At 78.2% G+C, this 12,892-nt stretch carries 13 protein-coding genes and 1 tRNA gene; 3 read left to right on the forward strand and 11 right to left on the reverse strand.

Features of this window, described 5'->3' with window-relative positions; translation table 11 throughout:
• Positions 1–44 precede the first annotated feature (44 nt).
• Genes J3P29_RS04925 through J3P29_RS04955 form a run of 7 tightly spaced genes read right to left on the reverse strand, consistent with a single transcriptional unit; the run spans position 45 to position 5,809 of the window.
• Positions 45–1,130, reverse strand: coding sequence for a HAMP domain-containing sensor histidine kinase (locus J3P29_RS04925; RefSeq protein WP_210491918.1), 1,086 nt, complete (start codon positions 1,128–1,130; stop codon positions 45–47).
• Positions 1,127–1,807: a response regulator transcription factor gene (locus J3P29_RS04930; RefSeq protein WP_210491919.1), complete on the reverse strand. Its 681-nt coding sequence runs from the start codon at positions 1,805–1,807 to the stop codon at positions 1,127–1,129. Before J3P29_RS04930 ends, J3P29_RS04925 begins: the two co-directional genes overlap by 4 nt.
• Positions 1,808–1,838: 31 nt before the next feature.
• Positions 1,839–3,026: an ABC transporter permease gene (locus tag J3P29_RS04935; RefSeq protein ID WP_210491920.1), complete on the reverse strand. Its 1,188-nt coding sequence runs from the start codon at positions 3,024–3,026 to the stop codon at positions 1,839–1,841.
• On the reverse strand, positions 3,023–3,700 hold the full coding sequence (locus J3P29_RS04940) for an ABC transporter ATP-binding protein (RefSeq protein WP_210491921.1): 678 nt from the start codon (positions 3,698–3,700) through the stop codon (positions 3,023–3,025). The genes J3P29_RS04935 and J3P29_RS04940 overlap by 4 nt, the downstream gene beginning before the upstream one ends.
• Positions 3,697–4,746 carry a peptidoglycan-binding protein gene (locus tag J3P29_RS04945; protein WP_210491922.1) on the reverse strand — a complete coding sequence of 350 codons (1,050 nt, stop codon included), beginning with the start codon at positions 4,744–4,746 and terminating at the stop codon, positions 3,697–3,699. Before J3P29_RS04945 ends, J3P29_RS04940 begins: the two co-directional genes overlap by 4 nt.
• Positions 4,731–5,219, reverse strand: a complete 489-nt coding sequence (locus J3P29_RS04950; protein ID WP_210491923.1) for a hypothetical protein — start codon at positions 5,217–5,219, stop codon at positions 4,731–4,733. Before J3P29_RS04950 ends, J3P29_RS04945 begins: the two co-directional genes overlap by 16 nt.
• Complete coding sequence (locus tag J3P29_RS04955) at positions 5,216–5,809, reverse strand: M15 family metallopeptidase (RefSeq protein ID WP_210491924.1); 594 nt, start codon at positions 5,807–5,809, stop codon at positions 5,216–5,218. Before J3P29_RS04955 ends, J3P29_RS04950 begins: the two co-directional genes overlap by 4 nt.
• A 167-nt stretch (positions 5,810–5,976) precedes the next feature.
• Between J3P29_RS04955 and J3P29_RS04960 the strand changes: the two genes are divergently transcribed.
• Positions 5,977–6,333 carry a hypothetical protein gene (locus J3P29_RS04960; RefSeq protein ID WP_210491925.1) on the forward strand — a complete coding sequence of 119 codons (357 nt, stop codon included), beginning with the start codon at positions 5,977–5,979 and terminating at the stop codon, positions 6,331–6,333.
• 69 nt (positions 6,334–6,402) lie between these two features.
• On the opposite strand, the gene J3P29_RS04965 is transcribed toward J3P29_RS04960, so the two are convergent.
• The 3 genes from J3P29_RS04965 to J3P29_RS04975 form a co-directional block, all read right to left on the reverse strand.
• Positions 6,403–8,325, reverse strand: a complete 1,923-nt coding sequence (locus J3P29_RS04965; RefSeq protein WP_210491926.1) for a carboxyl transferase domain-containing protein — start codon at positions 8,323–8,325, stop codon at positions 6,403–6,405.
• A gap of 96 nt (positions 8,326–8,421) precedes the next feature.
• A tRNA-Ser gene (locus tag J3P29_RS04970) sits at positions 8,422–8,511 on the reverse strand.
• A gap of 66 nt (positions 8,512–8,577) precedes the next feature.
• Positions 8,578–9,357 carry an adenosylcobinamide-GDP ribazoletransferase gene (locus J3P29_RS04975; protein ID WP_210491927.1) on the reverse strand — a complete coding sequence of 260 codons (780 nt, stop codon included), beginning with the start codon at positions 9,355–9,357 and terminating at the stop codon, positions 8,578–8,580.
• 60 nt (positions 9,358–9,417) lie between these two features.
• Here J3P29_RS04975 and J3P29_RS04980 point away from each other — a divergent pair, with 60 nt between their 5' ends.
• Positions 9,418–10,215 (forward strand): hypothetical protein, encoded by a 798-nt coding sequence (locus J3P29_RS04980; protein WP_210491928.1) that lies wholly within the window; start codon positions 9,418–9,420, stop codon positions 10,213–10,215.
• Between the two features lie 44 nt (positions 10,216–10,259).
• Positions 10,260–12,176: a nicotinate-nucleotide--dimethylbenzimidazole phosphoribosyltransferase gene (cobT, locus tag J3P29_RS04985; RefSeq protein WP_210491929.1), complete on the forward strand. Its 1,917-nt coding sequence runs from the start codon at positions 10,260–10,262 to the stop codon at positions 12,174–12,176.
• A 10-nt stretch (positions 12,177–12,186) separates the two neighbouring features.
• Here the strand turns inward: cobT and J3P29_RS04990 are convergent, their stop codons facing one another.
• Positions 12,187–12,891 carry a hypothetical protein gene (locus J3P29_RS04990; protein ID WP_210491930.1) on the reverse strand — a complete coding sequence of 235 codons (705 nt, stop codon included), beginning with the start codon at positions 12,889–12,891 and terminating at the stop codon, positions 12,187–12,189.
• Between the last annotated feature and the right edge of the window lies 1 nt (position 12,892).

Below are 12,892 nucleotides of genomic sequence, written 5' to 3' on the forward strand. Positions count from 1 at the left end.
GCCCGCCACGCGCCCCGGGTCACGAGTCCCCCGACCGTGCCGCCTCAGGACGTCGTCGCCTGCGGCGCCGGGAACGTCAGCCGCACGTCGAGGCCGCCGCCGTCGCGCGCCCCGAGCGCCAGCGTCGCCTCGTGCGCGTGCGCCACCCGCGCGACGATCGCGAGGCCGAGTCCGCTCCCGCGGTGGCCCTCGCCCGTGACGCGGCCGTCGCCGCGCACGAACGGCTCGGCGAGCGTGGTCAGCGCCGCGGCGGGGACGACCGGGCCGGTGTTGACGACCTGCACCTCGACGCCGCCGTCGTCATCGGACGTCCTCGAACGGACGTCGACGCGTCCGCCGTTCCCGGTGTTGTGGTGGATCCCGTTGAGCACCAGGTTGGCGATCGCCTGCCGGACGAGCGTGGGGTCGCCGTCGATGTCGGCCTCGCCGAGCGCGCTCGCGAGCCGCACGCCCGCCGCGCGCGCCACGGGCGTCAGCTCGGCGACCACCTCGCCGGCCAGCTCGGCGACGTCGATCGGCTCCCGGCGCGGCGGCTCGCCGGCGTCGAGCGACGAGAGCGCGAGGAGCGCCTCGACGACCTCCATGCCGCGCCGGTTCGTCGCGGCGAGCTGGTGCAGGACCGCGTCGACGTCGCGGCCCTCGGGGTCGGCGAGCGCGACGTCGATCACCGATCGCGCGACCGTGTAGGGCGTGCGCAGCTCGTGCGAGGCGTTGGCGGCGAAGCGGCGCTGCTCCTCGGCGTGCGCCTGCACGCGGTCGAGCATCCCGTCGAAGGCGTCGGCCAGCAGACGGAACTCGTCACGGGGGCCCTGGAGCCGGACGCGGTGCTCCAGCGAGCCGTCCGCGACCTGGCGCGCCACCTCGCTGATCCGGTCCAGCGGTCGCAGCATCCGCCCGGCCAGGAACCAGCCGCCCACCAGGCCCACGACCGCCAGGCCGGCGAGGACCTCGATCGCGCGGGGCAGCACGGCCTCCTGCAGGTCGGAGCGGTTGGGGACGAACCCGTCGGAGCCGGTGAGCTGCCCTTCGGGCACGAAGTGCAGCAGGTAGAGGACGACCGCCAGCATCGCGGCCCCGGCGACGACCAGGAACCCCATGTAGCTCAACGTCAGGCGCAGGCGCGCGCTCATGGCCGATCGCTCTCCGAGGGCGGCGCGAACCGGTAGCCGCTCCCGGTCACGGTGTGGATCAGCCACGGCTCGCCGAGGCGCCCCCGCAGCGCGGAGATCGCGACGCGCACCGCGTTGGTGAGCGGGTCGGCGTTCTCGTCCCACGCCTTCTCCAGCAGCGTCTCGGCGCTCACGACGCCGCCGTCGGCGGCCATCAGCACGTGCAGGACCGCGAACTGCTTGCGGGTCAGCGCGACGTAGCGGCCGTCGCGGTAGACCTCGCGGCGGAACGGATCGAGGCGCAGCCCGCCGAGCTCGAGCACCGGCGGCGCGCCGTCGGCCGGGCGGCGGCCGAGCGCGCGCAGCCGCATCACCAGCTCGCGCATCTCGAACGGCTTGGTGAGGTAGTCGTCGGCGCCGAGCTCGAATCCTCGGGCCTTGTCGTCCAGGCGCCCGGCGGCGGTCAGCATCAGCACGCGGCACGGACGCCGGTCGGCGGCGATGCGTCGAGCGACCTCGTCGCCGTGCACGACCGGCAGGTCCCGGTCCAGGACGATGACGTCGTAGGGGTGGACGGCGAGGCGCTGCAGGGCCTGCGCGCCGTCGGCGACGACGTCGGCGGCGATGGCGTCGAGCCGCAGCGCGGTCTGGATCGCCGTCGCCAGGTACGGCTCGTCTTCGACGATCAGGACGCGCATGCGGTGAGCCTCGTCGGGCGGGGGTGGAGCATCAGGCGGTCAGCGCGGCGGTGGGGGCGGTGCGGGCCGCGCGGGACGCGGGCCAGAGGCCGGCGACGGTGCCGACGACCAGCGTCGCGCCGACGCCGATGGCCAGCGACGACGGCGGGATCACGACGATCCACCCGCTGGACAGCGCCACGGCCGCGGTGACGCCCGCGCCGAGCGACACGCCGGCGACGCCGCCCACGCCGGAGAGGACCAGCGCCTCGGCCATGAACTGGAGCCGGATGTGGCGGCGCGTCGCCCCGAGAGCGCGGCGCAGCCCGATCTCCCGTCGCCGCTCGATGACCGAGATGATCATGGTGTTGGCGACGCCGATGCCGCCCACGACCAGCGCGATCGCGCCGAGCGCGACGAGCAGGCGGGTGAACGAGTCGTTGGCCGCGTCGGCTGCGGCCAGCGCGTCCGACGGCCGAGCGACGGCGACGGCGCCGGGGCGCGCGGGCGCGAGCGACGGAGCGATCAGGTCGGCGACGGCCCGGACCGTCGCGTCGGTCGAGCGCTCGAAGAGCCGCGTCGGGCGGGCGGGGCGATGGAGGAGCCCGCGGGCCATCGGCGTGCCGACGAGCGCGGCGACATCGAGCTCGGGCGCCAGACGCACGGGACGGAGGATGCCGAGGACGACGGTGTCGCGTCCGCCGAGCCACACCAGGCCGCCGGGCCGGACCACCCCCAGGCGCCGGGCCGCGGTCGCGCCGAGCACGACCGTGGGGAACCGCGCGGTGGCGGGCGTCAGCCACGCGCCCGCGTGCAGTCGCGCGCCGACGACGCCGGGGAGCGCGAGGTCGGCGGCCGCGACGACGAGGCCGCCGGTCTCGTCGGGGTCGACGTCCCGGTTGCGGAACACGTGGACGCGGTCGAGCTCGGCGATCGTGGCCGCCGCCTCGACGCCCGGGATGCGCCGCAGGCGGGCGGCGGCGTCGCCGGGGAGCGTCCGCGGGCCGCCGGGGACCGGCTGGACGGTCGCGGTCAGGAGGTTGGTCCCGAGCGCCGCGAGGCGGCGCTCCAGCCGCTCCCGACTGGACGCCGAGATGCCGACGACGGCCACCATCGCCGCGATCCCGATCGCCACGCCGAGCGCCGAGAGGACGGCGCGGGCGGGCCGCGTCCGGAGGCCGGTCGTCCCGAGCGCGAGCAGGTCGGCGGGGCGCAGACGGGAAGCGGCGAGATCGCTCATCGGACGTCCTCGACCACGCGGCCGTCCTGGACCACGGTGCGGCGCGGGAGGCTCGCGGCCAGGGCCTGGTCGTGCGTGACCAGGACGATCGTCGTGCCGCTCGCGTGCAGCTCGCGCAACAGCACCATGATGCTCGCGCCGGTCGTCGAGTCGAGGTTGCCGGTCGGCTCGTCGGCCAGCACGATCGGCGGCCGGCCGACGACCGCGCGCGCGATGGCGACGCGCTGGCGCTCGCCGCCCGAGAGCTGGTCGGGGCGATGGGTGGCCCGGTGCTCGAGCCCGACGCGCTCCAGCGCCTCGAGCGCCCGGGCGCGCCGCTCGCCGCGCGGCCGGCCCGAGTAGAGCAGGCCGTCGGCGACGTTGTCGACGGCGCGCACGCCGTCACGCAGGTGGAAGGACTGGAAGACGAAGCCGATGCGCGAGGCGCGGACGGCGGCGAGCTGCGCGTCGCCGAAGGTCGCGACGTCGAGCCCGTCGATGCGGACGCTGCCGCTGCTGGGCCGATCGAGCGTGCCCATCACGTTGAGCAGCGTCGACTTGCCCGAGCCGCTCGGGCCGACGATCCCGACGAGCTCGCCGGCGGCGATCTGCAGGCTCACGCCGGCCAGCGCCGCGACCGGCGGCGTGCCGTACGTGCGCGTCACGTCCTGCAGCCAGATCGACGGCGTGCTCATGTGGCCGGCACCACGACGCGGGTGCCGCGAGCGATGCCCGGGCCCGAGATCTCGACGCGCCCGGCGACGAACGCGCCGACGCGCACGGGGATGCGCCGGGTCGTCGTGCCGGCCGGGACCTCGACGCCGAAGCGGTCCGGCGCCAGGGCGACGAGCGCCTGCACGGGCACGGTGAGGCCGGCGCGCACGGTGCTGCGCAGCCGCACGGTGACCGTCGCCGGGGCCAGGCCGGCGGGAAGGCGAAGGCGGCGAACGGCGATCGTCGTCGGCACGACCAGCGTCGTGCCGGCGTCGGTGCGGCGTTGCCGCGGAGCGGACGCGGCGGTGACGCGCCCGCGCGCCGTGCGGCCGTCGGGCAGCTCGACGACGACCCGGCGGCCGACCCGCGCCAGCGGCTGCTCGTCCTGGGCCACGTCGATGCGCACGACGCGCGCCCTCGCGGTCGTCTCGAGCAGCTCGGCGCCGGGCACGACGCTCGCGCCCAGCGGCGTCACGCGCCGGCCGACGCGCAGGTCGGTCGGCGAGAAGCGGATCGCCGCTGCGTCGAGCTCGCCGGTCGGCCGCACGCCCAGCTGCGTCTGCCACCGCTTGATCGCGATCGCGGTCTCGCGGGAGAAGTGCTCGTCGACGGTGCCGGCGAAGAACCCGAGCGCCGCCAGGTTCGCCTCGAGCTGTCGGACGTCGCGCCCGTGCGTCATCCCGACGTGGAACCTCCGGTAGGCGGGCATCGCCCCCCGCAGCAGGACGGTCGGTCGTGCGTCGATCGTGGCGACGACGTCTCCCGGCGAGAGGACGACGCCGGCCTTGGGAAGCCAGGTGACCACCCCACCGCGCCCGGCCGTGACCGGACGCCGCGCGGGATAGCGCAGGGTGCCGACGACGTTCGTCTCGCTGACGACCCGGCCGGAGGTCACGGGGGCCGTGGCGACCGCCGGCCCGGCCGGGCGCGTCGGCGCCGGCCGCGCTCCGCCGCGGAGGAGGACCGCGGTGGCGGCGATCGCCGTGACGACGACGAGCGCGCCGGCGACGATCACGGCGCGAGACACGCGTCGACGTCCGCGTCCTTGGCGTCGGGCGGCACGGCCAGCGCGCTGTCCGCCGTCGGGTCCTGCACGTCGTAGCCCTTCGCGCGCAGGCACGCCGCCTCCTCGAGCGCCGTCTGCTGCCTCTTGGCCTCCTGGGCCTTCGTCAGCTGAACGGCCGGCGGATCGCCGATCTCGTGCATGCAGTCGCTCCCCGCCGCGTCGATCTCCGGCGAGGACTCCTGGATGCCCTTGCCGGGCTGGGGGTCCTTGACGTCGAAGCCCTTGCCCCGCAGGCACCGGGCGACCTTCAGGTCGTAGGCGTCGCGCGCCGAGGAGAAGTCCCGCTCGCTGACGTGCGTGCCGGCCGGGGCCTTCTCGGGCGTCTGAGCGCCGCCGTCCGACGGCGAGCCCGAGCCGCATCCGGCGACGAAGAAGGCGCCGGCGGCGACCGCCGCCGCGAGCCCGGCCCGGTGCGGCCGCGGGAACGCGCTCATGCCCGCGCCCCCACCGCGTCGGCGGCCGTCGGCGCCTGCGGCGGGCAGGTGCCGCCGCGCCGGGTCTTGCGCTCGAAGTGCCAGGACTCGTTGGCGTAGGTCCGGCAGAGCCCGTAGCGGGTCCCGTTGCGCGCCAGCCACGCCGCCGCCGGCGGCGGCCCGACGTCGACGGCCGCGCCGCGGACGTGGTTGGACAGCGTCGCCGGCAGGACGTACTGCATCGCCGCCTGGCGGCTGCCGTAGGTGCGGACCGCGCGCCGGAAGAGCGCGTCCTGGTAGGCCGCGCTGCGCCACCCGCTGTTGACGCGCAGCGTCACCCGGTCGCGGCGGGCGTCGCGGGCGGCGCTGCGGATGGCTGTGCGCAGCGACGGCTCGAGGCGCGCCACGGCGGGCAGCGCGGTGAACGGCGACACGGACTGGCCCGACGGCACGTAGCCGTCCTGCGGACCGAGGGCGCGGACGACCGTCGCCGCGGCGGTCGGCGTCGGCCCGCCGGGAGCCCTCGAGCTGGGGCCCGCGGCGAGCGCGAAGGCGGCGACCGCGGTGGCGGCGAGGAGGACGGGCGCGCGGCGGGGTCGGGGGGACGTCATGGGCAAGCTCCTTCGTGGCGAGGCGACCGGGAATCGATCGCCTGGCCCACGACACCAGGACGCCCGTTGCGAGAGCGTCAGCGCTTGCGCTTACATCGCGCTCACACCGCCGGGAGCCGACGGCGCGGCCGGGGCGGCCCCATCCGACCGGCGGTAGGGTTCGCCCCATGCGCGCCCGTCGCCTCTTCGGCCCGTTCTTCGTCGTCGCCGGGATCCTCCACTTCGTGACCCCGCGGACGTACGAGCGGATCATGCCGCGGTACCTGCCCGCGCACCGCGAGCTCGTCTACGCGAGCGGGGTGGCCGAGGCCGTCGCGGGCGCCGCCACCCTGCACCGGCGCACGCGCCGCTGGGGGAGCCTGCTGAGCGTCGCCACGCTCGTCGCGGTGTTCCCGTCCAACGTCGAGATGGCCCGCCATCCCGAGCGGTTCCCGCAGATCCCCGGCGGCCGCGCCACGCTGCTCGCCCGCCTGCCGCTGCAGCTGCTGTTGATCGCCTGGGCGCGCGCGGCCGGCCGCGACTGAGCCCCCGTCGGGCCGCGCGTCCCGCGGCCCGGCCCCGCCGACCCGCGCGGCCCGGCCGCCGCGCGCCCCCTACCAGGGGTCGACGAACGGCCGCCGGTCCGCGCCGCCGCCGGGCCCCGGCCGGCGCGGCTCGTGGTCGCCGAGCGCCGCGACGATCCAGCGGCGCGTGTCGGCCGGGTCGATCACGTCGTCGAGCTCGAACATCGACGCGGCGTTCAGGCCCTTGCCGTGCTCGTACGCGGCGTCCACCATCCGGTCGAACAGCGCCTGCCGCTCCTGCGGGTCCGCGACGGCGTCCAGCTCGGCGCGGAAGCCCAGGCGCACCGCGCCCTCCAGGCCCATCGCGCCCATCTCGGCGGTCGGCCAGCCGACGGTCGCCAGCGGCGCCTTCATGCTGCCGCCCGCCATCGCCATCGCGCCGAGCCCGTAGGCCTTGCGCAGCACGATCGTGGCGAGCGGGACGGTCAGGTTGGCGCCCGCCACGAACATCCGCGAGACGTGCCGGACGGTGCCGGAGCGCTCGGCCTCGGGGCCGACCATGAACCCCGGCGTGTCGCAGAGCGCGACCACCGGCAGCCCGTGGGCGTCGCACAGGCCCAGGAACCGCGCGGCCTTGTCGGCGGCCGCGGAGTCGATGGCGCCGCCCAGCCGCGACGGGTCGTTCGCGAGCAGCCCGTACGGCCGGCCCTCGACGCGGACGAGCGCGGTCACCATGCTCGTGCCGAACGCGGGCCGCAGCTCGATCCAGCCGTCGACGTCGGCGATCCCCGCGATCGCGCGGCGCACGTCGTAGGCGCGCACCCGCCGCTCGGGCACGACGTCGCGGAGCGCGCGCGGATCGGGGGCGCGCCAGTCGGCGACGGGCCCCTGGAAGAACGAGAGGACCTCCTGCGCCACCGCGACGGCCTCCGCGTCGTCCGCGGCGGTGACGTCGACGACGCCGTTCTCCTCCATCACGTCGATCGGGCCGACCTCCTCGGGCGCGTAGACGCCCAGGCCGCCGCCCTCGATCATCGCGGGGCCGCCCATGCCGATCGTCGCGTCCTCGGTGGCGATCACGACGTCGCAGCAGCCGAGCAGCGCCGCGTTGCCGGCGAAGCAGCGCCCCGACGCGACGCCGACGAGCGGCACGGTCCCCGACAGACGCGCGAACGCGTGGAAGGTCGGGACGTCGAGCCACGACGCCGTCGGCACGTCGGTGTCGCCGGGCCGCCCGCCGCCGCCCTCGGCGAAGAGCACCACCGGCAGCCGCCGGCGCAGCGCCAGGTCGAACATCCGGTCGGTCTTCGCGTGGTTGCGGTGACCCTGCGTCCCGGCCAGGACGGTGGCGTCGTAGGAGAGGACGACGGCGTGGGCGCGGTCGGCCCCGACGCGCTCGCCGTTGACGCCCGCCACGCCGCAGACCAGGCCGTCCGCGGGCGTGCGCTCGAGCAGCTCCTGGAGCGGACGACGCGAGCGCTGCGCCGCCACGGCGAGCGCGCCGTACTCCGCGAACGTCCCCGGGTCGCACAGGTCGGCCAGGTTCTCGCGTGCGGTGCGGCGCCCGCGGGCGTGGCGCTTGGCGACGACGTCGGGGCGCGCGGCGTCGCGGGTCAGCGCCTGGCGACGGCGGACCTCGGCCAGGTCGGGGCGGATGGCGCCGGCGGGCCGCGCGGGGGCGCCGGCGTCCGCGCCCCCGGCCCGGGCGCCGCGGCCGCCGCCCGCCGCGCCGCCGGCCGCGGTCCCGGCGGCCGCGCTCCCCTCGTCGCCCGCCGCCCCCGTCGCCGGCCGCAGCGTCAGGACCGGCGCGCCGGCCTCGACCGCGGCGCCCGGCGCGACCCGCAGGTGCAGGACGGTGCCGTCGCGCTCGGCGACGACGCCGAACTCCGTCTTCATCGACTCGACCACGAGCAGCTCGTCGCCCGCGCGGACCGTGTCGCCGACCGCGACCTCCACCCGCACGACCGCGCCCGCCACCGGGGCCGTCAGCTCCTGCGTCTCCACCGTCTCCATGCCGCTCCCTCCCGAGGTGCCTGCGCATCCTCGCACCCCGGAACGGCGACGGGCCGCCCGCAGGCGGCCCGTCGGTGCGCCGTGCGGCGCAGGAGGCGGAGAGGGAGGGATTCGAACCCTCGGTAGAGGGGGTACCCCTACAACGGTTTTCGAGACCGCCCCGTTCAACCACTCCGGCACCTCTCCGCGGTGACCCGAGAACGGGACGGACAAGGTAGCGCGTCGGCGGGCGGCGGCGCGTCGCGGCCGGGGTCAGGCGGCGAAGGCGAGCGCGACGAGCAGCGTCGCCGCCTGGGCCAGCGCGGCGGCGGCGCCGCACGTGTCGCCCGTGATGCCGCCGAGCGCGCGGCGCACCCCCGCGGCGACGAGCGCGCCGACGAGCGCGGCGGCCACGAGCGCGGTCAGGCCCGGGACGACGCCGAGGGCGAGCGTCGCGGCCGCGGCCGCGACCGCGGTGGCGACCGCGCCGCCGGCGGGCCGCACCCGCAGGGCGTGCACCGCGCCGTCGGGCCGGGCGGGCCGGCCGAGCGTGGCGTGGACGAGGATCGCCCAGCGCGACGTCGCGCCGGCCGCGACGAGCGCCGCGACCGCGTCCCCCGTCGTCATGCCGCGCAGGGCGCTCCAGCAGACGAGCACCCACAGCAGCAGGGCGAGCGCGCCGAACGTCCCGATCCGCGAGTCCCGCAGGACGGCGAGCCGCCGCTCGCGGTCCCCGAGGACGCCGAGCCCGTCGGCGACGTCGGCCAGGCCGTCCTCGTGCAGCGCGCCCGTCACCACGGCGGCGGCCCCCAACCCCAGCGCCGCCGCGACCCCGGTTCCCTCGGCGCCCGGCAGCAGCCCCGCGAGGGCGAGCACCCCGCCGCCGGCGGCGCCGACCGCCGCGCCGACGACGGGGAACCACGGCACCGCCGCGCCCAGGGCCGGCGCCTCATCCGGGCCGAACGGCACGGGCACGCGGGTGAGGAACCCGACGGCGTGGCGCGGGCCGTCGAGGACGCGCGGCAGGGGCGGCGCGGAGGGACCGGCGGGCACGATCGCCAGGCTAGCCCGTCCCCGTGGCGCGCGGCCGGGAGCCGTCGTAGGCTGCACGCCGTGCTCCCCCTCCTCCGTCGTGCGGCGCTCGCCGCACCGCTGATCCTCGCCGCCGCCCCCGCGGTTGCCTCGGCGGACGCGATCGCGATCACCGTCGCGCCCGCCGTCGTCCCCGCCGGCGGCACGCTCCACGTGCGCGTCACCCCGTCCTGGACTGACGGGCAGGTGTTCCGGCAGGCCTCGATCCGCGTCCTGCGGCCGGGACGCGCCTGCGCCGGGCCGGACGTCGTCGTGCCCGACGAGGACGTGCTCGCCGGCGGCGGCACCGGGCCGATGCGCGTCGCGGACGGTCCGGTGGACGTGGCGATCGACCTGCCGGAGGACGCGCCTCCCGGCAAGGCGGCGGTGTGCACCGAGGTGGCGGACGTGGCGTCGGGGCTGGTCGGCAACCCCGCCGCGGGCCCGAGCGCCGAGATCTCGATCACCGCGGCGGCCGCCGGCGGCGGGACGGGCGACGGCGACGGCGGGGACGACGACGGCACCGTTCCCGGCAGCGGGTCGGCGCCCGTCGGCGGCGGGGCGGGGTCGGCGACCCGCGCGTGCGTGGTCCTCGACCGCCGCCTGCCGCGCCGCCGCGCGCGGCTGCGGGTGCGCTGCTCGTCCGCGGTCCGCGGCCGGCTGGCCGTGCGGCTGCGCTGCGTCCCGCGCCGGGGCCGTCCGGTGACCGTGCGGCGCACGACGACGCTCCGCCACGGCCGGGCGGCGGTGCGGCTGCCGCGCCTGCCCCGGGGGCGCTGTCAGGTCGTGCTGCGCCACGGGTCGCGCGTCGTCGGCGCCCGGGCCGTGACCGTCCGCTGAGCGCGCGGCCGTCCTCGGGGCCGCCGAAGCGGGAAGCTGTCGGGATGGACGAGGGACCGCAGGGCTACGTCCGCCCCGCCACGCCCGAGGGCTTCGACCCCTCGCGCGCCGCGGAGCGCGCCGAGGACCCGGCCGGCTGGGCGTTCCCCGCGCCGGCCCGCGCGGCGCTCGCCGAGATCATCGGGGCGCGCCGCGACATCCGTCGCTTCCGCCCCGACCCCGTCCCGGACGACGTGCTCGAGCGCGTGCTGGGCGCCGCGCACCGGGGGCCGTCCGTCGGGCTCTCGCAGCCGTGGCGGTTCGTCGTCGTCCGCGACCAGGAGACGCGCGTGGCGATGCGCGGCCTGGCGCAGCGCGAGCGGCTGCGCCAGGCCGAGCGCTTCTCCGACCGCGCCCGGCACTTCCTCGACCAGAAGGTGGAGGGCATCGTCGACGCGCCGCTCGCCGTCGTCGTCTGCTGCGACCCCGGCGACCCCGACGTCGAGGTGCTGGGGCGCGGCACGATCCCCGAGACGGCGGTCCACTCGACGGCCTGCGCCATCCAGAACCTGTGGCTGACGGCGCGCGCGGAGGGGCTCGGCGTCGGCTGGGTGAGCTTCTACGAGCGCTCCGACCTGCGCACCCTCCTGGGGATCCCCGACCGCGTGGACCCGATGGCCTGGCTGTGCCTGGGCTGGCCGGACGAGCGCCCCGTCCGTCCCGGGCTCGAGGCCGCCGGCTGGGCGCAGCGCGCGCCGCTGTCGGCGGTCGTCGCGCACGAGCGCTGGCCCGCGGAGGACCTGTCGCCCGTCGGCGGCGCCGTGCCGGTGACCGGGGCCGAGACGACCACGCTGGGGGTGGCCCCGACGGACGCCGCCCGGGTCCCGCGCCGGCCCGCGGCGACGGAGCGGGAGGAGGACGTGCCCGCGGCCGTGGCGGCCCTCGTCGACGCGGTGGGCCTGCCCGACGAGCGCGTGGCCGTCGCGGTGCGCGACCGCGCCGACCGGCTCGTCAAGCCGGCCGGCAGCCTGGGCGCGCTCGAGACGACGATCGAGCGCTGGGCCGCGTGGAGCGGCGACGTGCCGCCCGCGCCGCTGCGCCCGGCGATGCTCGTCCTGGCCGCCGACCACGGGCACGTCGCCCGCGGCACGTCGCTCTACGCCTCGCACGTGTCGGCGCAGATCGCGGCCGCGGCGGCCCGGGGCGGCACGGCGATCGGCGTGCTGGCCCGCCACCACGCCGGCCGGCTGCTCGTCGCGGACCTGGGACTGCAGGGCGCGACGCCGCCCGGCGTGCGCCCGGCCCGCGTGCGCGACGGGGGCACGGACGACCTGGGCGCCGGCCCCGCGATGACGCCGGACGAGCTGACGGCGGCGATCACGACGGGCGCGGCGCTGGCCGGCGAGCTACTCGACCGCGGCGCGGGCTGCCTGCTGCCGGGCGAGATCGGCATCGGCAACACCACCGCGGCCGCCGCGCTGGCCTGCGCGCTGGCGGGCCTGACGCCCGAGCTGGCCGTCGGCCGCGGGGCCGGGGCCGACGCGGCGGGGCTGGAGCGCAAGCGGGCCGTCGTCCGGGGGGCGCTCGAGCGGGCCGGGAGGCCGGCGACGCCGCTCGCGGCGCTGCGCGAGCTCGGCGGCTTCGAGCTCGCGGGCGTCGTCGGCGCGCTGCTCGAGGCGGGGCGCCGACGCGTGCCGGTCGTGCTGGACGGCTTCGCGATCGGCGTCGCCGCGCTCGCGGCGGTGCGGCTGTGTCCGCCGCTGCGCGAGGGGCTCGTCGCCGGGCACCGCTCCGCCGAGCCTGCGCACGGCGCCGTCCTGGCGCAGCTGGGCCTGGAGCCGCTGCTGGACCTGCGGCTGCGGCTGGGGGAGGCGTCGGGCGCGGCGCTCGCCCTCCCGCTGCTCGAGCAGGCGGGGCGGCTGCACCGCGACATGGAGACGTTCGCCGAGGCGGGCGTCGACGGGCCCGCGCCGCGGGCCTAGCCGCGCGCGGTCAGCGCAGGCGGTCGTCCGGGCGCCGACGCTGGGTCGGCGGAATGATCCCCGTCGCGCCCGGCCGCGGCGGGGCGGTCTCGCGGGGCGGCTCCGGCGGCGGCACGCGGCGGGAGGCGGGCGGAGCGGCGGGACGCGTCGCGCCGGCCGCAGGCGGCACGTCGACGGCCTGGCCCGGGGCGGCGGCGGGCGTCGGGGCGCCCGTGGCCGGCGCGGGCGCGGCGCCCTGCGCGGGCGCGGCGCCGGCCGGGGCGGCCGCACGCGTTCCCGGCCGGCCGGGCGCGTCGCCGGGGACCGGGCCGTCGTGCGCGGCGACGTCCTCCGCCGCGTCCTCGATCGCGGCGGCGCGGCGCACCTGCGCCCGCGGGTCGGTGGGGATCTCGCTGCCGGCCTGCAGCGCGGCGCGGGCCTCCTGCGCCTTGCGCCGGCGCTTGCGCGATCCCGACCCCGGCACCTTGGAGGCGAGCGAGCTGATCGGCTGGATCTCGCGCTCCAGGCCCTCGGCGACGTTCACGAGCCGCTCGAGGAGCGGCACGATCTGCTCCATCCGCTCCTCGATCTCGTCCACGCGCTGGTGGACGGTGCGGACCTCGATCGTCAGGTCGTCGAAGCTCGCCATGCTCCGCCCGAAGTCCGTGGCCCCCGACTCCAGGAGGACGCGCTCCACGGCCTCTTTGATCCCGTTGAGCGGATTCGGCGGCGTCACC

It is taken from the genome of Patulibacter sp. SYSU D01012 (assembly GCF_017916475.1).
In the GTDB taxonomy this organism is placed as follows: Bacteria; Actinomycetota; Thermoleophilia; order Solirubrobacterales; family Solirubrobacteraceae; genus Patulibacter.